This window comes from Lysinibacillus sp. S1 (assembly GCF_044986265.1).
Lineage (GTDB): Bacteria > Bacillota > Bacilli > Bacillales_A > Planococcaceae > Lysinibacillus > Lysinibacillus capsici.
This window is the reverse complement of record NZ_CP173154.1, coordinates 3,020,753-3,044,649: the sequence shown is the minus strand read 5'-3', so window position 1 is coordinate 3,044,649 and position 23,897 is coordinate 3,020,753. Positions and strand designations below refer to the sequence as shown.

Sequence of the window (23,897 nt, the reverse complement as noted above, 5' to 3'; positions counted from 1 at the left end):
GTTACTATATACTTTAGATTGTACCTATTCAAAATAAAAATAGAAAGGTTTTGACATTATGTTCACGGAGATTCGTGACATTACAGCTTTTAACAAGAAAGAAATTTTAGCATTACGCATCGCTGACAATCAGCAACATTTTATAGAATCTACAGAACAATGCTTAACAGAGGCGGAAATGGATCGACGCTTTACGCCTTTAGGTCTGTATAAAGATAACACCGCTATAGGCTTCGCTATGTACGGCTTATTCCCTCATGATGATTACAGTCAACGAGTATGGCTTGATCGCTATCTAATTGCAGAACAATACCAAGGACAAGGTTTGGGAAAACATTTTTTACAGCAACTTATTCAATATTTAACAGTAAAGTTCAACTGTCTTCAGATATATTTAAGTGTTTATGACAATAACGCTGTAGCTATCCAGCTGTATAAACAATTTGGTTTTATATTTAATGGTGAGCTAGATGATAAAGGGGAAAAAGTGATGGTTTTGGAGGTGCATGGTTATGACAACCATTAATCCAATTGAAACAAAGCCACTGAAACCATTATTTTTATCATACTTATTCCCTGCAATGATCGGGATGCTTTTAATGTCCGTCAATATATTGGTAGATGGCATTTTCGTTAGTCATGGCGTGGGACCTACAGCTTTAGCTGGAGTTAATATAGCTGTTCCTATTTTCTCTATTTTGCTTTCTATTTCTCTATGGATTGGCATGGGAGGAGCTACTCTTTTCTCGATTTCTCTAGGAGAGGGCAATAAGCAACGTGCCCATCAACTATTTACATTGGCGTTTTCTACAATGCTAGTGGTTGTGATAACGATTATTGGATTTCTCGCGTTAAATCTAAAGGACATTTCTTATATATTCGGAGCGAGCGATGATACGTATCCTTATGTGCAGGAGTATTTACATGTAATTTTGCTCTTTGGGATATTTTACACACTTGAAAATTTATTAAGTATTTTTATTCGGAATGATGGCAACCCAAAATTGGCTATGCTGGGCTTAATTACAACATCGGCTTTGAATATACTCTTAAATTACGTTTTCATCTTCGTACTAGATTATGGTGTGACTGGCTGTGCCTTAGCGACAGCAATAGCTACAATTATAGGTACGTCTGTGCTATGTCTTCATTTTTTCCGTCCTCAATCTGAGTTAAAATTTGTCACTTCATTTTTAAATCTATCAGATTTGAAAAAAATTTTTGCTATAGGTTTACCTAGCTTTATTGTTGAAGCTTCCGTTGCAGTTATCGTTATTTTGTATAACGTTACATTTTTACATTATTTAGGTGCGAATGGCGTTACTGCCTATGCAATGGTCAATTATATCCATACTGTCTTGTTGACTATTTTCCTTGGAGTCGGTATGGCTCTACAACCGTTAGTTAGCTATCACCACGGGGCAAGATTACTTGAAAGATTAACTGCTTTATTGAAAATCGGTTTAGCTACCGCATTTATTTTAGGATTAACAACAGCTCTTATAGCTCTTCTTTTCCCTTCTCAATTAATGGCGTTATTTGGAGATAGCTCATTTGAAATTCGGAGTATGGCAGCACAGGGCTTTGTACATTTTGCCATTGGCTATGTATTTTTAGGGATCAACATGGTGTTCGCAGAATTCTTTCAATCCATTGAAAAAATTCGTATTGCTACAACAATTATGTTACTACGTAGTATTATCTTATTTATCCCTACTCTCATCATACTACCCAAGATACTTGGCTCGCAGGCTATTTGGTGGACCTTCCCAGTAGCAGAAGGAATTACAGCATTGCTTATTTACTTGTTCATTAGGAAAAATCCAAGAACCCTTTCATCTCCTGACCATGCTTAAATGAAAGGGGACTTCATCAAGGTCCCCTTTTAATATGTTTGCCTAACAAAATTGCATTTTTAGCGTACCTCTTCCTTCTTCTACTATTACTTCCCCAACTGCTCCATTCACTAGAATTAATTGAGGGGGGACATGTCCAATATCTACTTCATAGAAAACTGGTATTCCCATCTCGTCAAAAATATCCCCTAATGCATCCACCAATGTAAAGTCCCCTAGATTTTCATATAGTCCTGCTCGTCCGATTAGAACACCATTACATTTATTGAACCAACCATTATACTTTAATTGCCATAAAGCTCGGTAGATTTTTGCTGCATCCATACCAACACTTTCTAAATACCATATTGTTCCTTCCTCAGAGCAATATTCGTTAATAAATGATTGAACGTAATCGAAGGGCGTACCTATAAGAATTTGCAATGTATTTAAACAGCCACCTATCAACCTACCTGTCATACGATTACTACGCTCTTGGTTTAGAACTTTCCATTCGGTTTCACTGTCAAAATAAAATCCTGTAGCAGGATTTTTATAAACTTGCTCCCAGCTCGATTGAAAATAGTGAGAAGAGCTTTGAGTTATTGAATGACCAGTCTTACATGTAATTACGTCTATCCATTTAGAAGAAAGTTCATCCCATTGAGGTGCAGATAATTCAGTAAAATTCACCCCATGTGCGGATGCGTACCCCGTCATGGTTGTGTATACAAAAGATAAAGTACTAATATCTGAATACCCTAATATCCATTTGGGTCCCGCTTTTTTTAATTCGTCCCAATCGATTAAAGGTAATAACTCCATTAGAAAACTGCCTCCCCACGGTGGCATGACGACATCTATTCGCTCATCTAATAAATAGTCCATAAGTTCAGAGACTCGCTTTTCTTTTGTTGTACTTCTACCTTTAAGTTGCGTCCAGGTAGTATTTCCAATAATAACTTTCATTCCTCTTTGTATTAATTGTTTTTCAGCTTCTGTTATTAATAGATGAAGATGCTGTTCGACTCCACTAGAGGGTGCTGTCACGCCAATCGTAAGAGGCGTTTTTAAAGTAGGATATTGTATTTTCATTTACCATCTCTCCTTTATGCCTGCAAAAAATAATTGTTTTACAACAACAAGACGATTTTGGGTCTCTTAATTAGTTTTGCTATATCAGATTTAGAATGCATTTTAACTAAAAATACAGCTATGAAAGTTTCAACACTATTTCTGTCCTTCACACACAGAAATTTTCACCAATTATACTTGTGTTCAGAAAAAAAACCAACACAAAAATCTGTGCTGGTTAAATTTCTACTTTTGAATTTTCATATACTCATCACGCAACAGACTCATAATGATTTCATCAGAAAATGTATTATTCATAAACAAGGCCTGCCTCAAAACACCTTCTTTTTGAAAGCCGACCTTTTCATAGGATTTAATTGCTCTACTATTGTGTGAATATACCTGTAATTCTAAGCGATTCAGATTTAGCTCCTCAAATGTAAATCTTTGAGCAAGCCTAACTGCTTCTGAACCCATACCTCTGCCACAATTCTCTATATTATGTAAAGCTATACGGAACACTGCCTTTTTATTATCTAAATCAACCTCCATAATCGCCAAATCACCAATTACCTGATCATTATCAACTAAACAAATAGCAAAATCATAGCGAGAAGAATCTGCTTTAAAGCGTTTGATCGCCTCTTTGATTTGTTCCTTTGTTAAAATATTCCGTGTTCCTGTCATATACATGATTTCTTCATTTTGAAAGCATCTTATAATACTATCACTATCATCTTCACGTATTTCTCTTAAATAGACCTGTTGACCTTTTATCAATATAAACACCTCTTGTGCATTAAATAAGGAATCATCATATATGTAGATGATTCCTTTGTTTGGAACTATTCCATTTGTTTTTCAGTGTGTACCTTTACCGATTTCTTCGCAGGGTCTTCCGAGGAGGTTACACCTAGAATATCAAGCAGGAACATAAATAGTGGAATACCTATGATTAGTCCCCATACACCAAGGAAATGCTCAGAAAAGAGAATGACCATAAACGTATAGAAAATCGGTAAATCTGTTTTGGCAGACATAAGCTTTGGATTTAAGAAGTAAGCTTCAATGGCATGTAAAACCATGACAATAACTAAAATATAGACGATGTACATCAAGCCACCAATGCTATATGCGATAATACTTAATGGTATTAATGAGATGATAACTCCCGCGACTGGAACTAAGCCTAAAATAAAGAGCATAATCCCAAGTGCAATCAAATGTGGGAAGCCCATAATAGAAAGGGCAATGACGGATAACACACAGTTAACAGCAGCAATAATAAATTGTGCTTCAATTACTTTACCAAATGAGCRGATGAATATTMTTGAGAAAGAATGAAGCTCATCGTAAAGCGGCCCAATTTWACTATMCTTAAACTTAGCTATAAACTCAATAATACGATTCTATTCTAACAAGATGAATAAACTCAAAATTAGAGAAATCAATATTTGCATAATGATTTTACCAATATTCGTAATATTTTTAAGAGTTAAATCCACACCTTGCTCTAAATATTTCCCGAGCTCTATTTTCTCAAAAGTCGGTGCTAAGTATCTCGCAATCTCATTGTCATCTGGATCGAGATTAAAACTTGCAATGAGGTCGAAAAGCTGTGTGATCTGCTGGGTCACAATTGGTAAATATTTGTAAATAACAGCTACAATACCCGCAACAAGTAAAAGGTATAATGTTACCGTCACAGCTTTTTCATTCATCGGCGTATATTTTCTTATGCTTTTCGTTGTCTTCGTAGTAAGCTGGTTCATCAAATAAGTAATAATAAACGTAAGTAAAATTAGATTGATCATACTACGCATTAAATATAATGCAAGAGCAATCCCGACTAGAATAATAAAACGCTTAAATCCATTACTCCGAAAGAAATTATTCATTTATTCACTCCTTCTACAAAACGGCCTCGCTGCCTCTGCTACCTAGGGCTACACTATAAAATTGATTTATAACAATACGCATCATTCTTATGTAAAAATTTCCCTCTCATTTAATGAGTATAGCCATCTACCTTCAAAATAAGACGAAATGTATGTTTCTTTTAGAAGTGTCTGTATAAAACCTAAGGCGGGGTTGAAGTGAATTGTATGTCTTGTCAAATTAAAAAGTCGATACTCTTATCCTTTGTGAAAGCTTTACCAGCGTATCAGCCAAAATTCTATAAATCTATTATAACCCTTTAAACCAGCATATCCAATTTGTATGTTCTTTTATAATGGTATTTGTATAGAACTTTTATCAACTATTACTTTATGCTATTTTGATTAGAGATATAAATTAAACAAAGACAAGGACTGATTCTATGAAAATTGCGAGAAACCCTCAGAACATTCATCCACCCGTTGCTCCTTATGTTCATCAAATTGAGGTGACGGGACCTCAGAGATGGTTAACATTATCAGGACAAATTGGCATGATAGCTGATGGATCTATACCTGAAGATGCAATAGCTCAATTGAAGATAGCACTTGAAAATATTAAAAGAAATCTAGATAGTGCCGATATGGAGGTTCAAGATATTACAAAGCTCGTCTTTTATTTAGTGGGGGATATGGATGCTATTCAACGTAAGGAAATTATCAGTGACTTCTTGGGGGAACATCTTCCATGCACAACATTAATGTATGTCGTTGCACTCGCTACGCCAGCTTTAAAGGTTGAGATTGACGCATGGGCTTGTAAGGAATTATAAATTCATCCTATGTTTTATAAACTAAATTTGTGCATTTTTTTCTTATTTTTTCAATACCCCTTTAGCAACGMTAAAGGGGTATTGCCTTATTATTTAAGTAATGTCAGCGTCGTTGCAATGGCGTTATCAACAAACGAGCGTTGTGGCTGCGATTTCAGCATAACTGTTAACCCTATTAACGCAACAATTAATGCTTGCGCTAAAGACTTTGAATCAGTGTTCGCCTCTAGTTCTCCTGATTGAATTCCCCGTTCAATTGTCTCCTGAAAAATTACTGATAGATAGAGTTGATGCTCTCTTGTCAAAATCTCGAACTTCTCATCATGTGGAGCTAATTCAACCATTGTATTGATACAAAAACAGCCATTACTAAGATCTTTTGTATATTCAGCAGTAATCACATCTTCAAAAAATATAGAAAACGCCTGTTTTACAGAGGCATAACTTTGAAGTTTAGTCCGTATTTCGGATGCGCGAGTTGTCGTATATCTACGAAGTGCCGCTTCAAATAGTTCCTTTTTATCCCCAAACGTTGAATAAATACTAGGACGCTGAATCCCCATTCTAGTAGTAAGATCACTTAAAGAAGTCGCTTCATATCCCTTCTCCCAAAATAATTGCATTGCTGCCTCTAACACTTTTGCCTCATCAAATTCCCGAGTTCTTGCCATTATAGATACACCCCCATTAGGATAAAATAGTAAGTTAATCATTGAATTTTACGATACTAAACAGTATGTAATTATTTTATATCTGGCTTTTTTTATTGTCAATTTCATTTCATCAATCGAAATAAAAAGAAAATATATACCAAATAAATATTGACAAATCCAATGTAGTTAAGATATATTTACCAATAATTATTTTGTACCGAACGGTATGTTATAATTACAATTCAATTAGAAAGGGAGGTTACAATGTGAACAATGCAAATGATGATGCAATTCATATAAATCAATCATCTTCTATATCCCGAGCTGTAACATTATTATTCGCTACAGCCTGCGGAATGTCTGTCGCCAATATTTATTTTGCTCAGCCGCTGCTAGATGAATTATCGAATGATTTTGCTATTGATCAATCAATTATTGGTTTGATTATTACTGTCACACAAATTTTCTATGGGCTAGGCTTACTTCTTCTAGTTCCACTTGGAGATTTACTAAACCAACGACGCTTGATTATTGGACAAATGCTATTGTCCTCTGTTGCTTTGCTTCTAGTCGGTACTGCCTCCTATGTTGTAGTGCTATTTGCAGGTATGGCCTTAGTTGGTCTACTTGCAGTCGTGACTCAAACCCTTGTTGCGTTCGCTGCAACTATGGCTTCCTCTACAGAACGTGGTCGTGTCGTAGGCATTGTTACAAGTGGCATTGTCATTGGCATACTACTTGCTCGTACCTTTGCTGGGTTAGTAACAGATCTTGCAGGGTGGCGTTCTGTCTATCTAGCCTCCGCCGCGTTCATGCTTCTAGTGAGTGGTATGTTTTTAAAAGTTTTACCAAGGGGCGAACGTGAAGTAAAATCAATCACCTATTCTCAGCTAATTCAATCCGTGTTTACGCTGTTTATTCAAGAGCGAACATTACGTATCCGCTCTATTCTAGCCATGCTAATTTTCGCTGATTTTAGTATTTTGTGGACGCCCCTTGTTCTGCCACTTAGTTCACCACCATTTTCTCTATCACACACTGTAATTGGCGCTTTTGGTCTTGTAGGTGTGGCAGGGGCATTAGCTGCTGCACAAGCGGGTAAACTTGCTGACCAAGGCTATGGACAAAGAACGACAGGTATTGCTTTAACGCTTTTACTTATCTCCTGGATATTTATTAATTATTTAGATAAGTCATACTTGGCATTAATTATTGGCATTGTGTTACTTGACTTGGCAGTACAGGCAGTACATGTCACAAACCAGACGATGATTCTCCCATTACGTATAGAAGCACGAAGTCGACTGACCGCAGGCTATATGGTGTTCTATTCTATTGTTAGTGCTAGCGGTTCAATCGCATCGACTCAGTTGTATGCACTTTTTGGTTGGGGAGGGGTTTGCTTACTCGGAGCCTCTATTAGTACAATTGCTCTTCTTTTTTGGGCAATAACTAAACGATTTACTAAATAAAATTAGACTTGGAGAGATAACAAATGGAAATAGGAATTACTTCTTTCGTAGAAACAAAACCAGATGTTCACAGTGGTGAAATAATTAGTCATGCACAGCGTTTACGTGAAGTAGTAGAAGAAATCATTCTTGCAGATCAAGTAGGATTGGATGTCTTTGGCATTGGTGAGCATCATCGTGAAGACTATGCCGCCTCTTCTCCAGCAATGGTGCTATCTGCTGCTGCTTCTCAAACGAAAAACATTCGACTCACAAGTGCTGTAACTGTCCTTTCTTCGGCAGATCCTGTGCGTGTTTTTCAGGATTTTGCCACATTGGATGGACTATCAAATGGACGTGCAGAGATCATGGCAGGTCGTGGTTCTTTTATCGAATCCTTCCCCTTATTTGGCTACGATTTACATGATTATGATGAATTATTTGAGGAACATTTAGACTTACTACTTAGCATTCGTCAGTCTGAGAAAGTAGTTTGGGAAGGTAGACATCGTCCAGCAATCAATCATTTAGGTGTGTATCCTAGACCTGTTCAAAAATCTCTCCCAATCTGGGTGGCTAGTGGAGGAAATCAACAATCTGCTATGCGTGCTGGCCTTTTAGGATTACCCCTTATGCTAGCAATAATTGGTGGCAGCCCAATGCAATTTGCACCGATTGTACAGCTATATAAAAAGGCAGCACTTCATGCAGGTCATGATTTATCAAAACTTCAGGTAGGTTCTCATTCAATAGGTTTCGTTGGACCGAATACGGAATGGGCAGCAGACACATTTTTCCCATCAACAATGGCTGGTATGAATAAATTAKGCAAGGAAAGAGGCTGGCCTTATTATGACCGTRCTAGTTATGATGCTGCAAGAAGCTTTGAAGGAGCATTATATGTTGGTGATCCAGATACAGTTGCTGAAAAAATTATTCATCTTCGTAAACATGTAGGAATTACACGGTTTATGCTATACGTTCCTTTAAGTACCATGCCGCATGATCAAGTCATGCAAGCTATAGAACTACTTGGAACAGAAGTTGCTCCCCGTGTACGTGATGAAGTCGCTAAATGGGAAGCTGAAATGGCTCTAGAAGGAAAGCCATTTCTTTAAGATTCATTATTCAACAGGAGGAGTATATATGACTATCATTAACCGAATTTTACCAGAATTAAGGCAGGCTTACTCAGAATTTCCTGGCTTTCGATTGGAGGAGGATTTAACTTGGAGTCGAGGTCTCTTGTCCAATCCACCTTCAAAAAAATCAGAAGATGTACTTACGACCAACTGTATGATTCCTAGAGGTGACGGGGACGAAATGCTGGTTAAAATCTATGAACCAGCTAAACGGGAGCAGGATAAACTTCCAGCTATGCTTTGGATTCACGGAGGTGGCTTTGTCATGGGGCACCCTGATATGGATGATGTTTTATGTGAACGCTTTGTTGAGACAGCTAATTGCGTTGTCGTATCCATTGATTACCGACTAGCGCCTGAACATTCCTACCCAGCGGCTATTGAAGATTGTTATGCTGGATTAGTTTGGATGACTAATGAGCACCAATCACTTGGTATCGATGTCAAACGGGTGGCAATTGCTGGAGCAAGCGGTGGAGGAGGATTAACAGCAGCACTTGCATTAATGGCTCGCGATAAAGGAGGACCATCAATTATATTCCAGATGCCACTGTATCCGATGCTTGATAACCGAAATGTAACACCTTCCAGCTATGAGATTATTGATGATCATGCAACATGGAGTAGAACAAATAATTTGACTGCTTGGCATTTGTACTTAGGAGAGGAGAAGGACATCAATGCCCGTTCTCCGTATGCGGTCCCTGCAAGAGCTGAAAACTTAACAGGATTACCGCCAGCCTATATATGTATTGGCCAACTTGATTTATTTCGTGATGAAACCATTGATTATGTAACACGTCTTGCACAGGCAGGAGTGGACGTTGAATTCCACCTCTACCCTGGCAGTTACCATTGCTTTGAGGTCTTTGTGCCTGAAGCAAAAGTAAGTCAACAGGCTATTCAGAACTATTTAGATGCCATGGCAGGTGCACTCAATTTTTGATTAGCACTTCGCCTTCTAATAATAAAAAATGCGAAAATCTATTGTGGACGTTCTATCTCATAAATCCCGCAAACTTTAGCTTAGCTTGATCCTGCAAACCCGCTTAATCAAGCTCACGCACTTTAATCGGGATTAATGTTCTTTCTAGTTGTTCACGATGTTGCTCGTATTGAGGTGGCAACATTAATTGGCTACCCAWTGTCTCTGGTGTCTNGTCATGAGCAAATCCAGGAGGATCTGTAGCGATTTCAAATAAGATTTCGCCAGGTTCACGGAAATAAATCGCATTAAAATAATTACGATCTTTTACTTCTGTTACATGTTGTCCATGATTCATCACATACTCTTGCCATTCTAAATGATCTGTATTATCTTGGGCTCTCCACGCAATATGATGCACAGTTCCTACACCCATTTGGCCACGTTGACCTGCAACTGTTTTTAAATCCACTGTATTGCCGATCTCTGCACTAGAAGTAAAACGCGTATAGTCACCTTCCGTCGCTACCTTTTCAAGACCCATTACTTCTGTTAAAACTTTGGCAGTTTCTTCAGGGTGACTTGAGAATAGTGTAGCTCCACCAAATCCTTTGATAGCAACCTCAGGTGTTACTTCACCAAATGACCATTCGTTGTGCCCGCCTTTCGCACGTGCCACGAGTTCAATATGCAAACCATGTGGATCATCGAATTGAATGACTTGCTCACCAAAACGTTCAGCTTTTTGGAAAGGAATCGAGTATTTCGCTAAGCGATTAACCCAAAATGGCAGTGCTCCTTCTGGTACAACATACGTTGTAACGCCAACCTGACCATCACCAATACGTCCTTGATAAGCATTAGCCCAAGGGAAGAAGGTAATGATTGTTCCTGGTTTCCCACCTTTGTCACCGAAATATAAATGATATGTGCCCGGATCATCAAAGTTTACTGTTTGTTTTACTAAACGTAAGCCTAATACTCCCGCATAAAAATCAATATTCTCTTGCGGATGTCCTACGATCGCTGTGATATGGTGTATACCTGCTGTATGTTTTTTCATGTTAACAAGCCCTTTCATGACTATATCTCTCACCTATACTATGCCCTATTTATACCTACCTCAATCTGTAAAAGCTTAGCGAATTGTATACAACGCTTTAGACCATGGGATCAATTGATCTAACATTTGGTTTACTGAATCTATTTGTACTTCTTTTGGTTTAAATTCTGTGCCATTTTCAAAATCTGTGAATAATGATAGTGCTGGATGAACACGCACATCTGCGATTAAAAGCTCACCCATAATCCCACGTAAATGTTCTGCTGCACGAGCACCGCCAACAGAACCATAAGATACGATTCCAGCCGCTTTGTTATTCCATTCAACACGTAAGTAGTCTAGTGCATTTTTTAATGCCCCTGTAATAGAGTGATTGTATTCTTGTACGATGAATACAAAACCATCTTGTTTAGCAATAATTTCTGACCAACCTTGTGCTCCTGAAGCATCCTGTCCTGGCTCACCTAATAATGGTAATTTATAATCAGCAATATCAATCACTGTATAATTGGCATCTCCACGTTGATCTGCAATTTCCTTTACCCACTGTGCTACTTGAGGGCTTACACGCCCCTCACGAGTTGATCCAATAATAATACCGATATTTAATTCTGCCATTGTTTGTTCCTCCTCTTTTTTTGAGCTAAAAAATTTATTAAAAAACCCCATAATTGTACCTCCTAACGAAGCTAAAGGTTCGAATTCATTTATCTTGAATTTATTTATCTTGAATTCGAGATAATAATAACACGATATTTTTATAAACGTCAACAACTTTGTTTTGAAAATTAAAAAGGCAGAGATAATTAATTCTCTGCCTTCCCTAAAAGCTTATAAACTTGTGTTTTTAGATAACGATATTGACTATCATTAGTATCTTGAAAAGCCTCTACCCTATTTGAATCAATATCTTGGTAGTCGATTAGATATGGAAATTGTTCCTCGGAGAAATCCTTTCTTTCTCCATTAATAATATTATAAAAGTGCCAGCCTTCCTCAAGAAATGTCTTCCTAATTTCTCCGCCAAGAATATCCTGCACAACTAATGAAGTGACGCCACATTGTCCTTTTGCAGGGTTGTCCACACTCCATTTAGAACTTGATTGAATGGACCATGATTTTCTTAAGGCATTTAATACGTCTTTTTCCATGCAAAAACTCCTTTCAAACACTTTAAAATGGAACTTCATCCATTCTTATTGGTGTTGACTTCCCTACTACCCAGTCATCTTTAATAGCACCATAGACAATACTATCTGTCACAGTACCATCTTATTTTCCCAAGCATTTATTTTGCACTAATAAATGTACTAAATCATCAATTTCTTCTTCAAATAATTTGATTTCCATACATATCTCCCTTCATCTAAACGTCCTCACATATATCTGAAAAAATAAAGTTAGTTTTCGTATGTGCATATGGCTGTAATGCATCAATAAACTGCTCTACATCAGGAAAAGATTGAAAATGCCCCTTTAATAAAAAACATGACTCACCTGAAATGCGATAGCAGAAGTCTATATTTGTATAAACCTTCAGATGTTCTTTAAAGTCTGCATAGCGGTTATTTTTGATTGTCGCTTCAACAATAGCGTCAATTGGATAACCCAATGCTTTTTTATTAATATCCAATGTATACCTCTTAATAACGTTCTGTTCCTCTAATTGCCGTATTCTTTCGCGAACTGCTGGTGCAGATAAGTGAACCCTTCTCCCTAGTTCGCTCATAGAAATTCGACTATCTTCTTTTAATTCTTTAAGTATCATTTCGTTAATGAAATCCATTTTGTAAATACCCCTTCTTTTTGAAGGAAAACAATCATATTTCCCTTCGAATTGATATGTTAACTTCGTTATGAACATTTTACACTAATTAATAGAAGGAGGAATGATTGATGACACTTATTCAATTATATGACAAGGGCTTAACACCCTTTCAACAATTATTAGGCTACAACAAGGGAATTCAGCTGCACTGGCAGCAGTTGGGGGAGGTACTCGAAAAAGACGGGCATCTATCCGCTTCATTAAAAGAAGAGGTTCGAAAAACTTTAGCTCAAAAAAATGGCTGTCAGTATTGTCAGGCAAAAGGCAAGCCTGATCCCCAGAACTATGATGAGAAAACGGCAGTATGCACAGGTTTTGCGGAAGCATTCTTAGCTGCTAAGGGGCACACCGCCCCCAACGTCACGGCTGTATTAAAGGACTATTTAACAGAAGCCGAGATTAGCGAGCTACTAGCATTTATTTGCTTCACGACAGCACAGCAATATTTTGGCGCACTCATGCAATTAAAATAATAAGGAGCTAGGGGGCGAAACCCTAGTTCCTTTTCCAGCTGCTATCCTTTTAATTCCATTTTATTAGCTATATCTATAATAAATTTCCTACTAAGCTCTTCTTTCATATTATTTTCAGCATCCACCATCACTTGTTCAATGAGACAGCCTTGATGATGGAAGGAATGATCGTGTTCAGAGGAACAACTAAATAATGAGGTTTGTCCTTCAATTGCATATATCACATCTAAAAACGATATTTCATGGGGGCGCTTAGAAATTCGATAACCACCGTTGACACCTGGGTTCGACTCAATTAAACCTGCCTTCACAAGCTTAGTTAATATTTTGGAAAGATAGGTTGGAGATAATTTTTGCATTTCTGCTAAAGACTCTACACTCATTGATTTCCCTTTAGGATTGAGTGTTAAAAACACCATTGTATGTAAAGCATAATTTGTTGCTTTTGAATACTTCATCATTCATCACCCTTCATTCAGGACCTTTATTATCTGCAATTAAAACACATTCTATCATAATTCAAGAAAAAAGCATGTTTTGTATGAAAACACGCTTTTATGATCCCTAGTCATGCTGTCCATAACCCGCTTCTCCAGCAAGAGCATCAGCCTTTGTTACTTGTACAGTCCCAAATGGATGATTTGGTGGCGCATAAATCGTGTAAAGCTTTAGTGGTTTATCCCCTGTATTCGTAACATTATGCCATGTTCCTGCTGGTACCATAATAGCCGTATCTTCTGCGACATGTCTCTGATAGTTTAAATAATCTCTAGTTGGCCCCATTTGAGTTAATCCATGCCCCTCCTCAATACAAATGAATTGGTCCACATGTGGGTGTACTTCTAAACCAATATCTTCTCCGACATTAAGACTCATCACCGTTACTTGTAAGTTTGACCCTGTCCACAATGCTGTACGATAATTATTATTGCGCTTTGTAGCCTCTTCAATGTCGATAACAAATGGTGTTGGTCCAAAATCATTCTGGACATTACTTCTTGGCGCTCGTTCTGCCTGATTTGGATAGGCCCAATAAACAGGTTGATAACCGTAATGATACGATTGATAATTACCGTAATAAGGGTGGTACATTTATCTCAATCCTCTCATGCATGATAACGCTATAGTATGCAGTTGAATGAAAGAAGGTACTCACATGTAGTTTGACTTAATTGAGTAATCTTTATATATAGAATGGAGATAGGTATCCTGTTTGCTACATTAGCAGAAAAGCTTGCAGGCACTACTGCAATTAAATAGTTTTCTGGACACGGTGTTGAAGATGATTGGATTGTAGAAGTTGAAGCAGAGTTAGGATTCGAATTACCACCATCCTATTGCTGGTGGTTAAAAAATTATGGCAATGGGCAGCTGAATGGTGGATCTATTCTCTCAATCGGTCCACCAGCATACAGAGACATCAATGATCATGATATTCTCTATATACATCGTCTTAACTTGGCTGACGAGGAGTGGTGTAAACAATTTCCGAATAGATTGGATTTATTTATTCCAGACTCTGACGAATTGTACTTCTTTGATCGTTCGTCTAAAGATGAACACGACGAATTTCCAGTTATGTGCTATGACTTAATGAATGACATGATCTATGAATATGCCTCTTCTTTTTCAGAATTTCTTGAAAAACTGATTGATGAGCGTAGTCAATAGTATGAGTTGCCTTATCTATGGGMAACTCACAACTCGGAAAATTCCTCTTTCAAGCGCTTACGAAATTTATCATCTGTAAGAAATTTCAATTGAAAACTATTCATACTATTTGAGAGCTTAATCTGCTCCATTGTATTTAAGTTGTTAGCAAAAAAGGCTATCTCTGTTTGATTTCCATCTTTATCTTCCGCATAGGCTGCTAGTGTTAACACAAATGCCGTCGATCCTCCCTTTTGACCAGCATGTTTTAACCATGCTTGATTTCTAGGATTCTGCATCAATTGCTCCAACACGGAATCTAAATATTTATGTACTTCTGCGCTAAAGAAATTTTTACCATTCAATTTTTCTAAAATAGAGATGTAATCACTTGTTGTGGCCCTTATTAAACGATCAGACCATATCTTTTGAAAATCCATATTGAGCATTTTTTGAACTTTTGTTTTCTCCTCAATTGTTAAAGGATGTTCTATCCAATTCGAATGAATAGCCAATGCACGCTCACGATATTCAACCATATCCATTTTTCGCAAAGCAGTTAATGTTGCTTTTTTCGTTAAATTTTTTTCCTCCATCAAGTGAATGGGAATATAAAGTGCACTTACAATTGGATACAAAGGTTCATGATCCTCTACATTTAACTGTGTAAGCACATCATTAATTATTTGAAAGTCTAATACATGCATTAAATATTCCGTATTTGCATTGGAGCTATAGGCAATCATGCCATTTGCTACTTCACTTAAAGGTACACTATCTGCACCCTGAAGGTTTAACTGCGCCAGCCATGCTTTATGTGCGCCGCCATCTGTTTTAGGAATGTAAAATGCCTCTAACTCCTTTAGATTTACTTGCTCTTTAGGATTAATACGGCCATCCGCTGCTTGTTGCGCATAGGCGATGGCTACGATTATTTTAACTGTACTTGCTAACGGTAGCTGTTCCTTGGTGTTTAGCTCCACCCAATGTTGTTGATTATATTGAATGGCTACAGAAATATTTTTATCCTCTTTATGTTCCTTGATAAATTGCACGATATATTCAGGATCGTTCTTCTTGATTTCTTTTTGAAACTTCCAAAAAATAATGCTACATACAAAACCTATACAAACCAAAACACCGCCAATCATCCAATACAACTTTTTCATATTCATCCCTCCATCACTCAGCTGCTTCTAACAACCATTGCTGTAATACTGTAGACGACTGGTTATTTAATCGTAATGCTATTTCTGTTTTTATTTCTGGAGGCATCACTTCAACAAGTATGCATACAGAATCCCTTGCTTGATTCACCTCGAATAACCCTTCTTAGCACAAACTAATTCAGCTCCAATTGCTCGATGATATCGATCGTTGACATACCTCTCCTCCTTAATGAATTAGAGAAGCTCGTAAATTGCTAACCCCATTTTCTAAATATCCTTTGAGGCATGTTAATGTATAGACCCAACCCTCTTTTTGGCCCATCATTTTTGTCACAATTTCTGGGTCATGTGCATTTAACCCAGATTCTACAACAGTAATAATTGTTTCACTTTGTGATTCTTCAAAAGAGATGGCAACCATTGTCACTTCGCCATGCTCTTCTCCCCAAACAAACACAATTTTTTTATTCATCTCCATTTCAAGCACAGTGATCACACCCTCTGCACCATACTCCTCATATTTAAGCGTGATTCTTTTACCTTCTGCCCATCTTTCGGAACTGCTAGAAAACCAATAATGACCGATTTCAGTAGGGGAAATAATGGCTTCAAATACTTTATGGGCTGGTTGATTGATTTTTAGTTTCGTCGTCACATCCGTATTTATCATCATTCATCATCCTTTTTCATATTGTCTATCTACACCTTCGCCGAAATTTTCCATTAACCTTCCTTACTAATAAAAATTCACTAAAAAAGGTGCGATTCTCCTAATGGAATCGCACCTTTTCACTTAAAGTATTTTTTTATTATGAACAGTAAACTGAATATCTGCTACATTGTCGATAAAATTTTTATCATGTGTGACAAAGATTATTGTTCCCTCATAAGCAGCTATAAATTGTTCAAGGGCTTCGAGTGCTTGAATATCTAAGAAATTAGTTGGTTCATCCAACAGCAAAATATTATAATTTCCTAAAAATAGCTGACAAAGCTGAAGGCGTATGGCCTCACCACCACTAAGTGTGGTAATTTTCTTTTGTAAATCAGTGCCAGCAAACTGCATGGAATGAAGTACGCTTCGTAATAAACTTTCATCATATTCAGAGCGATTCTTTAAAAATTGTAGCACTGTTTCCTCACCAGCAAATTGGTAGCTCATCTGATGAAAATAACCTATTTTAGCCTTTGGAGAAATAGTTATACCCTCACCATTATTGGCTATATGTTTTAGTAATGTACTTTTACCACTACCATTGTTACCCTTAAGCGCAATTTTTTTACCTAACGGGATTTGGAAGCTCACCTCGTGTAATAGTACCTTATCTTGGGCATGTAAAGTGAATCGATCTGCCATAATGGGATACTTATTATGCAATTCCAAAGCTTTTGATTGTCGAAAAACAATTTTTCTTTCTTCCTGCACCGCTTCTGCTTTATGAAGCTTCCCTATCCGATGTTCGATAGCTTTTGCTGCACGCTGTACGGCTTTTTGACTTGTGCCTTTGGACTTTGTCATAAACATACGATTAGGTTTAGCGTTAGCCTCTCTTTTAGACATATTGCCTGCCTGAGCAATTTTTTCAGCTTTTTTCATTTTTTCATCTACAGCTTTTTCAAGTCTGCTCTTTTCTTTCAAGTATTGTTCATGAGCCTGATTTTGTTGATCTTGCTCTAATTGCTTTTGCATGGCATACTCGTTGTAATTCCCTGAGTAGATCGTTACCTTACCACCATCTACCTCCCATATCGTTGTAACCAGCTCATCTAGTACAGCACGATCATGGCTGATGAGTATGAGGGCCCCATAATAATAACGTAATTCATCTAATAAAAATGAGATGCCGAGTTGATCCAAATGTGTTGTCGGCTCATCAATAAGCAAAGCTTCCTCATAAGAAGTAAATAATTGTGCTAGCTTTAATCTTGTTTGCTCTCCACCACTTAATCCTTCAGAATACGTAGGTACTGCTAATTTCCCTAATAACTGTGGATCTGCCTCTATTAACGTTGGTGCCTCCATCTGTTCAAAGTATCCGAAATGAACATGCCTTTTCAATTTCCCACTTACTGGTTGTATCTTGCCAGCAAGTAACTTCATCAACGTACTTTTACCTGCACCATTTTTACCAACGATTCCTATTCGGTCAAATTGATGCACAGCTAATTTTTCAATATTTAATAGTTCTTTATCTAAATAAGTAACGACTACATTCTCTAACTCAAAGCAAACCTTTTCCATTTTGCTACCTCCCGAAATTGATCATTCCGTACCGATAGCGATGGTATCGATACGAGCTTTTAATCAAAGCTCGTATTAAAAGAATAATAGACTATACATTTCACTTTCCTCCCTACATTCAATAAAAAAACACAGACAAATTTGCCTGTGATGTAAAGTAAAAGAGATTTATTATAAGACAAGCGTCTCTTTTTTCTCATGATTATGAAGATGATTAAAAAAGGACAGACTATCCCATTTACTCTGGTGTCACAAAACAGCGTTTGGCCCTATTCAGTTACTGGTTCAACATTGGGAAACGTAGTCTCATAGCATGTATCATTTTTTAATAACCCTCCTAGCATTGTTACGACTATTATAAATTCTGGCTATAATATGTCAAGTTTCCAAAGTTCTCTCTAAAGACACACTAATTACTGTCGATATATCACAAATGAACATTCCAAAAAGTATATCATTTGGTGAAAACCTGATATAGTATGGAATTTAAGAAAAATAAAATTTGATTTGGTGGTGTTATGTGAATGAAGAAATATGTTATCGATATTTTAATGATTATGCTTGGATCACTGCTTTTTGCCCTAGCAGTTAACTTATTTGTTATTCCTAATGATTTAGGTGAAGGTGGCGTAACAGGCTTAACGATTATTGCTTATTATCTGTTCGGATGGTCGCCAAGTATTGTCAGTTTTGTTATGAACGCAGCTTTACTTATCGTTGGTTATAAATTTTTAAATAGACAAACAACAATTTATACAATCATTGCGGTCTCATTCCATTCTTTATTTTTACATTTAACAGAAACGTGGTCTATCTCTTCAGATGAGATTATCGTCAATACAATTTTTGGTGGCGTATTTGCAGGAGTCGGTATTGGCTTGATTATCAGAGTTGGTGGTACAACAGCAGGTTCTACAATTTTAGCGAGAATCACTAACAAATATCTTGGATGGAGTATTAGCTATGGACTTTTATTCTTCGATTTAATTGTTGCTTTTTCATCCTATTTTATCATTGGTGCAGAGGCATTAATGCTAACAATTGTTATGCTATATGTTGGTACTAAGGTAATGGAGTTTGTTATTGAAGGAGTTAACCCTAAAAAGGCAGTTACCATTATCTCTAAAAAACCTGAAGACATTGCTGGACAGGTAACTGCTTATATGAATCGTGGGGTAACTGTGCTATCAGGTCATGGTTATTACACAAAGGAACAAAAGGAAATCCTGTATATTGTTATTAGTAAGCAAGAAGTTGTAAAGCTTAAAAAAATTGTCAAAGAAGTCGACAAGGATGCCTTTATTGCCATTCATGATGTAAGGGACGTTTTCGGAGAAGGCTTTATTGAATTAGCAAAATCATAAAACAGTCAAAACACCTTTTGTAGGTAACAACAAAAGGTGTTTTATGTTGTTAAAAAAGATTTCACTAGCAGAAAAAGAACTTTTGGCAAAGCGAAGTGTTGATTTACGTTCCGCCAGCGTCACTCAAATCACCATGTGCAAAAGAGTCTTTTCCTTATCTTTCATCCTAACAGTAACGATCGAATAACCAATTAGAAGTAGCTTGGAACGGATGTTCATTTTATCCTTTCACAAAAATTCTATTGGTGGTTTTGTTTTTCGATTTACCTATTTCTATCAATCTGTAAAGAGCTTTGGATAATGCTGTCTAATAGTGCTGAATAGCTGATTCCCGCAGCAAGGGCACTTTTTGGTAGTAGGCTATTTTGCGTCATGCCAGGCAACGTATTAACCTCCAACACATAAGGAACGCCATCCTTAATTAACATATCTACTCTTGCGTAGACACTGCATCTTAAAGCCTTGTAACTGATCATCGCAGCCTTTGCCACTCGGTCATGAATTGCAAGTGGTAGTTCCACAGGCTCCTCCACGGTAGAAGCATCGTCATATTTTGCCTGGTAGTCAAAAAATACTGCTGTATGTTTGATTGACAGGACTGGCAATAGCTGTTCATTGAGTATTGGGCATGTAATTTCGTCACCAATCAAATACTGCTCAATAATGATTTCGTTATCCCACTTAAATACTTCTGCAACCGCAGCCAATAAGGCACTCCGATCATGGACAATTTGAACACCCACACTAGAGCCGCCAGCATTTGGTTTAACTACAAGTGGATAACCCATAAGCTCTATATCCTGCAAGGGCAACTCCTCTTCCTTTATGAGATGCACCCAATCTGGAGTTGCGACACCTTCATATCGAAGGATTTTTTTTGCCATATTTTTATCCATGCACRAACTACTTACTAGAAGACCGYTTCCTGTATAAGGMAYWYCMAWMGCTKCTAGTACCCCCTGAATCGTACCATCTTCCCCGAACTTACCGTGAAGTGCTAACAAAGCCACATCAATATCACCTACCTTGTCAATTACCTCTTTGTTGTTATCTAATGTGATTGCCACAACTTCGTATTTTTGCTTATCTAATTGAGTGACCATTTCCTTACCTGTCATGATGGAAACCTGCTTTTCAGAGGAAGTACCACCCATAATTACGCCAACCTTCATTTTTTCAACTCCTCATAACGTTTTCAATGTATCACCAATAATTTGAATACCTCGAACAATATCGTCATCTGCTAAACGGGAAAAACCTAAACGAAATGTATTACTACCTCTTCCATTTGTATAAAATACATCACCTGGATAAAATACAACGCCCTTGTCATAGCATTTCTCAAGCAACAATCGTGCATCTACGTCCTCTTTTAGTTCTATAAAAAGGTGAAGCCCCCCATCCCCTGTTATCCTGCTATAGGGAATGTATTGGATACAAGCTTGACGGGCAAGCTCATATTTTTTCTTGTAAACAAATCTTGCTTTCTTTAAATATTTTTCAAAGTAACCATCCTGTAAATATTGATATAACACTGCCTGATCCAGTGTTGATGTATGAATTGTTCGAGCTCTTTTCATACTTTCCAAGCTATCAATTAACTCCCTATCTGCTAAAATCCAGCCAACACGTAAGCCAGGGAAAAGAATTTTAGAAAAGCTACCAATATAGACAATGTTATTACCTATACCGCTAAAAGCGATTAGTGGTGCCAAATGCGAGCTTGAATACCTTAATTCCTCATTAAAACCATCTTCTATAATGGGTATTTGATATTTGGAAAAAAGCTGAAAAATAGCACTCCTTTTCTCGGAGGAAGTGACAATTCCTGTTGGATTATGATAGGACGGGATAAGATAGGCAAAATCAAAGTCCTTATCTGCTAATGTTTTTTCCACCTGTTCCATGTCAATCCCGTCATCTTGCATATCGATGCCATGTACGTCTAACCCATGCAAACTGAAAAGCTTCAATGCTGCATGATGTGTAGGATTTTCACATAGTACACGCCCTGATTTTTTAGCTAAAGAGGACAATAAAATATCTAGACCTTCTGTAAAACCATTTGTAATTAAAATATCTTTATTAGAAATGTCCACACCTTTCATCTCCATATAGCTAAGAAGGTGGTCAATTAAGGGCTTATAGCCCTTGGCATAGCCATAGTTTAAGACAATATCTCCTTCAATGGACATCCTTGTGAGAAATGCCCTTTTGAAATTTTCAACATCAAAAAGCTTTTCTTCTGGAGCTATACTAGTAAATGAAATCATGCCTTTTTTCCAGTGTATATCTTGTCGTATTAAATCAATTTCATCAGCTAATAAAGTTGTTTCATTCAGCCTTTGTTTCCAATCTATTTCAATAGAAGAAGTTTCCAATGTAGTAACCTTTCCGATAAAATGCCCTTTTCCTTTCACTGCATAGATGATGCCATCTAGCTCTAATTCGGCATATGCGTTCAGCACCGTGTTTCTACTGACCGCTAATAACTTACTAAGTTCACGGGTAGATGGAAGCTTTTGATGTTCCAACAGATGCCCCTTGACAATCATGTCTTGAACATAATCCTTCAATTGTACATAAACTGGTCGTTCATCCATAAGCTTAAAATCACTAAACACTTCCTAACCCCCTTGCTTCATTTTTGCATAAACCATGATAACCAAAAAGGTCCACACATTATGTAATTTCCTGTTAGAGTGGTTGCTCTTCTTTCTATCATATTTCAATAGGGTCATAAGCATAAAAAGAAAACTCCTCTTTTGAGAAATATATCAGCAAAAAAGGAGTTTTATTATTATTTTAAAATATAATCCAGACCGTTTTCCTTTTTATCAGGACATACTCAGGATACCACAACTCCAACAATTAAGCAAATAAAGAATGTCGCTGCCTTGGCTGACACTACAGCCTCCATAGGTGACAGGGACCATACAATCGCACTAATAAAACCGACAATAATTGTAGCAATAACCCCAATGCCTGACACACGTTTCCAGAAAAAGATTAAAAGGATCACAACCGAAAATGTATTGCCAATCCCTGCCCATGCAAAGGATACTAAGCTATAAATTACAGAACCTGATTTGAGTGAAATGATAATACCCACAATCCCACTAATAACAGCCACTAGACGCGAAAGGTGAACTAATTTTTTGCTAGAAATATTCCAACGTAATGTTTTATGAATTATATCCTCACTTATCGATGTTGTGATGACTAACAATTGAGACGAAGCCGTTGACATAATAGCTGCTAAAATACCAGCCACAATAATTCCCGCAACCCAAGGTGGTAAAATTTCAAATACCATATGTGGCAATATCATTTCAGGATCTTCAATAGAACCTTGCTTATACAAAGTGGAGGCGAAAATCGCAGATAAAAAGGCACCCACATAGACAATTAATGTCCAAATAATCGCCATATTACGGCCAGTAATTCGCTCTTTTTCAGTCGTAATAGCCATAAAGCGAGAGCTCAATTGAGGTTGCCCCCCAAGCCAGCCAAAGAACCAGGATAGATTTGTAAATAACATCGCCCCTAAGGCAAGTCCATTTAAGCCTCCAACCCAACTATCCGCACCATTGCCCATTTGAGCTAGCTCTGTTGAAATGCTTAAACCTTGATGTTGAATTTCCATATAAGCTGCAATTGGAACAATAACAAACGAGATCAGCATTAAAAAACTTTGGATTGTATCTGTCCAAACAACGGACATAAATCCTCCCATACATGAATAGGCAATTATTATTGCTCCAATAATAATTGTTCCCCAAGTGATGTTGAGTCCTGAGAATGAATAAATCGTTTTACCCATCCCGGAAAATTGAGCTGCTAAATAGCAAACAAAGAATAACACCATTACTGCAGAAGCTAACCAACGAATTATATCTGCGTGCTTTGGAAATTTAACAGCAATATAATCTGTTAGGCTATTCACCTTATATTTTTGTTGCTCTGTCATAAAGCGCTTTGATAAAAATAGCCATGATGCAACAACGCCTAAAAGCATGCCAGATAAAATCCAAATGCCTGACAGCCCAGCCACATAAATAAAGCCAATTGCCCCTAAAAACATATAGGCTGATTCACCCGTTGCACGTTCAGAAAAGGCTAACGCCCAGCCCGGTAGTTTATTTCCCCCTAGAAAGTAATCATTATGTGATAAATCTTTTTTACTGAAGTATATCCCTACTCCTAGCATAGCGAGTAAATATATAAATATTTCAACATAAACAATTGTATGCATATACCCAAAGTCCTCCATCTGATTAATCTAAACAATCCCAATTGGTTTTATCAGATAATAGTT

General features: G+C 37.2%; 26 protein-coding genes and 1 pseudogene. 9 read left to right on the top strand and 18 right to left on the bottom strand.

The features are described 5' to 3' along the window. Nucleotides 1-58 precede the first annotated feature (58 nt). The gene (locus ACHZEU_RS15110) at nt 59-526 is read left to right on the top strand and encodes a GNAT family N-acetyltransferase (protein WP_112116834.1); all 468 of its coding nucleotides are present in this window, start codon (nt 59-61) and stop codon (nt 524-526) included. Next, nucleotides 513-1,856 (top strand): MATE family efflux transporter, encoded by a 1,344-nt coding sequence (locus tag ACHZEU_RS15105; RefSeq protein WP_404803523.1) that lies wholly within the window; start codon nt 513-515, stop codon nt 1,854-1,856. The genes ACHZEU_RS15110 and ACHZEU_RS15105 overlap by 14 nt, the downstream gene beginning before the upstream one ends. Nucleotides 1,857-1,898: 42 nt before the next feature. Here ACHZEU_RS15105 and ACHZEU_RS15100 read toward each other — a convergent pair whose 3' ends face one another. The 3 genes and pseudogenes from ACHZEU_RS15100 to ACHZEU_RS15090 form a co-directional block, all read right to left on the bottom strand. Next, a complete protein-coding gene (locus tag ACHZEU_RS15100; RefSeq protein ID WP_066037941.1) occupies nt 1,899-2,930 on the bottom strand; it encodes a S66 peptidase family protein in 1,032 nt (343 codons plus the stop codon). Between the two features lie 225 nt (nt 2,931-3,155). Beyond that, nucleotides 3,156-3,689, bottom strand: coding sequence for a GNAT family N-acetyltransferase (locus tag ACHZEU_RS15095; RefSeq protein ID WP_404803522.1), 534 nt, complete (start codon nt 3,687-3,689; stop codon nt 3,156-3,158). A gap of 65 nt (nt 3,690-3,754) precedes the next feature. Beyond that, nucleotides 3,755-4,807, bottom strand: a pseudogene (locus ACHZEU_RS15090) (AI-2E family transporter). Between the two features lie 422 nt (nt 4,808-5,229). On the opposite strand from ACHZEU_RS15090, the gene ACHZEU_RS15085 reads away from it, so the two are divergent. Then, nucleotides 5,230-5,619 (top strand): RidA family protein, encoded by a 390-nt coding sequence (locus ACHZEU_RS15085; RefSeq protein WP_054549691.1) that lies wholly within the window; start codon nt 5,230-5,232, stop codon nt 5,617-5,619. Between the two features lie 89 nt (nt 5,620-5,708). Here ACHZEU_RS15085 and ACHZEU_RS15080 read toward each other — a convergent pair whose 3' ends face one another. Next, complete coding sequence (locus ACHZEU_RS15080) at nt 5,709-6,290, bottom strand: TetR/AcrR family transcriptional regulator (protein ID WP_048394004.1); 582 nt, start codon at nt 6,288-6,290, stop codon at nt 5,709-5,711. 248 nt (nt 6,291-6,538) lie between these two features. Between ACHZEU_RS15080 and ACHZEU_RS15075 the strand changes: the two genes are divergently transcribed. From ACHZEU_RS15075 to ACHZEU_RS15065, 3 genes are read left to right on the top strand one after another with little or no spacing between them, the layout of a single operon-like run. Then, nucleotides 6,539-7,744: an MFS transporter gene (locus tag ACHZEU_RS15075; RefSeq protein WP_404803521.1), complete on the top strand. Its 1,206-nt coding sequence runs from the start codon at nt 6,539-6,541 to the stop codon at nt 7,742-7,744. Between the two features lie 23 nt (nt 7,745-7,767). After that, nucleotides 7,768-8,841, top strand: a complete 1,074-nt coding sequence (locus ACHZEU_RS15070; protein WP_404803520.1) for an LLM class flavin-dependent oxidoreductase — start codon at nt 7,768-7,770, stop codon at nt 8,839-8,841. 28 nt (nt 8,842-8,869) lie between these two features. Further along, nucleotides 8,870-9,811, top strand: coding sequence for an alpha/beta hydrolase (locus ACHZEU_RS15065; RefSeq protein WP_333880620.1), 942 nt, complete (start codon nt 8,870-8,872; stop codon nt 9,809-9,811). 103 nt (nt 9,812-9,914) lie between these two features. Here the strand turns inward: ACHZEU_RS15065 and ACHZEU_RS15060 are convergent, their stop codons facing one another. The 4 genes from ACHZEU_RS15060 to ACHZEU_RS15045 form a co-directional block, all read right to left on the bottom strand. Beyond that, entirely contained in the window at nt 9,915-10,853 is a 939-nt protein-coding gene (locus ACHZEU_RS15060; protein ID WP_404803519.1) for a ring-cleaving dioxygenase, read from the bottom strand. A 75-nt stretch (nt 10,854-10,928) separates the two neighbouring features. Next, nucleotides 10,929-11,522, bottom strand: coding sequence for an NADPH-dependent FMN reductase (locus ACHZEU_RS15055; protein ID WP_112116841.1), 594 nt, complete (start codon nt 11,520-11,522; stop codon nt 10,929-10,931). 137 nt (nt 11,523-11,659) lie between these two features. Continuing rightward, on the bottom strand, nt 11,660-12,004 hold the full coding sequence (locus ACHZEU_RS15050) for a hypothetical protein (RefSeq protein WP_048393998.1): 345 nt from the start codon (nt 12,002-12,004) through the stop codon (nt 11,660-11,662). A 215-nt stretch (nt 12,005-12,219) separates the two neighbouring features. Then, nucleotides 12,220-12,639, bottom strand: a complete 420-nt coding sequence (locus ACHZEU_RS15045) for an Lrp/AsnC family transcriptional regulator (RefSeq protein WP_054549696.1) — start codon at nt 12,637-12,639, stop codon at nt 12,220-12,222. Between the two features lie 110 nt (nt 12,640-12,749). On the opposite strand from ACHZEU_RS15045, the gene ACHZEU_RS15040 reads away from it, so the two are divergent. After that, nucleotides 12,750-13,154 (top strand): carboxymuconolactone decarboxylase family protein, encoded by a 405-nt coding sequence (locus tag ACHZEU_RS15040; protein ID WP_048393996.1) that lies wholly within the window; start codon nt 12,750-12,752, stop codon nt 13,152-13,154. A gap of 41 nt (nt 13,155-13,195) precedes the next feature. Here ACHZEU_RS15040 and ACHZEU_RS15035 read toward each other — a convergent pair whose 3' ends face one another. Next, nucleotides 13,196-13,615: an Rrf2 family transcriptional regulator gene (locus tag ACHZEU_RS15035; RefSeq protein ID WP_103118966.1), complete on the bottom strand. Its 420-nt coding sequence runs from the start codon at nt 13,613-13,615 to the stop codon at nt 13,196-13,198. Between the two features lie 103 nt (nt 13,616-13,718). Beyond that, on the bottom strand, nt 13,719-14,246 hold the full coding sequence (locus ACHZEU_RS15030) for a cupin domain-containing protein (RefSeq protein ID WP_112116843.1): 528 nt from the start codon (nt 14,244-14,246) through the stop codon (nt 13,719-13,721). A gap of 198 nt (nt 14,247-14,444) precedes the next feature. On the opposite strand from ACHZEU_RS15030, the gene ACHZEU_RS15025 reads away from it, so the two are divergent. Further along, nucleotides 14,445-14,825 (top strand): SMI1/KNR4 family protein, encoded by a 381-nt coding sequence (locus tag ACHZEU_RS15025; protein WP_404804595.1) that lies wholly within the window; start codon nt 14,445-14,447, stop codon nt 14,823-14,825. A 26-nt stretch (nt 14,826-14,851) separates the two neighbouring features. Here ACHZEU_RS15025 and ACHZEU_RS15020 read toward each other — a convergent pair whose 3' ends face one another. The 5 genes from ACHZEU_RS15020 to ACHZEU_RS15000 all read right to left on the bottom strand — a co-directional run bounded on the left by ACHZEU_RS15020 (nt 14,852) and on the right by ACHZEU_RS15000 (nt 18,537). Beyond that, a complete protein-coding gene (locus ACHZEU_RS15020; protein WP_404803518.1) occupies nt 14,852-15,973 on the bottom strand; it encodes a serine hydrolase in 1,122 nt (373 codons plus the stop codon). Nucleotides 15,974-15,986: 13 nt separating this feature from the next. Then, complete coding sequence (locus ACHZEU_RS15015) at nt 15,987-16,121, bottom strand: DUF4303 domain-containing protein (protein WP_217492442.1); 135 nt, start codon at nt 16,119-16,121, stop codon at nt 15,987-15,989. 78 nt (nt 16,122-16,199) lie between these two features. Beyond that, on the bottom strand, nt 16,200-16,643 hold the full coding sequence (locus tag ACHZEU_RS15010) for an SRPBCC family protein (protein WP_048393990.1): 444 nt from the start codon (nt 16,641-16,643) through the stop codon (nt 16,200-16,202). 123 nt (nt 16,644-16,766) lie between these two features. Next, on the bottom strand, nt 16,767-18,215 hold the full coding sequence (locus ACHZEU_RS15005) for an Msr family ABC-F type ribosomal protection protein (RefSeq protein WP_054549701.1): 1,449 nt from the start codon (nt 18,213-18,215) through the stop codon (nt 16,767-16,769). A 277-nt stretch (nt 18,216-18,492) separates the two neighbouring features. Continuing rightward, entirely contained in the window at nt 18,493-18,537 is a 45-nt protein-coding gene (locus tag ACHZEU_RS15000; protein ID WP_369525618.1) for an erythromycin resistance leader peptide, read from the bottom strand. A 202-nt stretch (nt 18,538-18,739) separates the two neighbouring features. Here ACHZEU_RS15000 and ACHZEU_RS14995 point away from each other — a divergent pair, with 202 nt between their 5' ends. Next, nucleotides 18,740-19,579, top strand: a complete 840-nt coding sequence (locus ACHZEU_RS14995; protein ID WP_036079667.1) for a YitT family protein — start codon at nt 18,740-18,742, stop codon at nt 19,577-19,579. A gap of 263 nt (nt 19,580-19,842) precedes the next feature. Here ACHZEU_RS14995 and ACHZEU_RS14990 read toward each other — a convergent pair whose 3' ends face one another. The 3 genes from ACHZEU_RS14990 to ACHZEU_RS14980 all read right to left on the bottom strand — a co-directional run bounded on the left by ACHZEU_RS14990 (nt 19,843) and on the right by ACHZEU_RS14980 (nt 23,834). Next, nucleotides 19,843-20,751, bottom strand: coding sequence for a D-alanine--D-alanine ligase (locus tag ACHZEU_RS14990; RefSeq protein ID WP_404803517.1), 909 nt, complete (start codon nt 20,749-20,751; stop codon nt 19,843-19,845). 12 nt (nt 20,752-20,763) lie between these two features. Then, complete coding sequence (locus ACHZEU_RS14985) at nt 20,764-22,203, bottom strand: PLP-dependent aminotransferase family protein (RefSeq protein ID WP_279493379.1); 1,440 nt, start codon at nt 22,201-22,203, stop codon at nt 20,764-20,766. A 224-nt stretch (nt 22,204-22,427) separates the two neighbouring features. Beyond that, nucleotides 22,428-23,834 (bottom strand): sodium/proline symporter, encoded by a 1,407-nt coding sequence (locus tag ACHZEU_RS14980; RefSeq protein WP_404803516.1) that lies wholly within the window; start codon nt 23,832-23,834, stop codon nt 22,428-22,430. Nucleotides 23,835-23,897 lie beyond the last annotated feature (63 nt).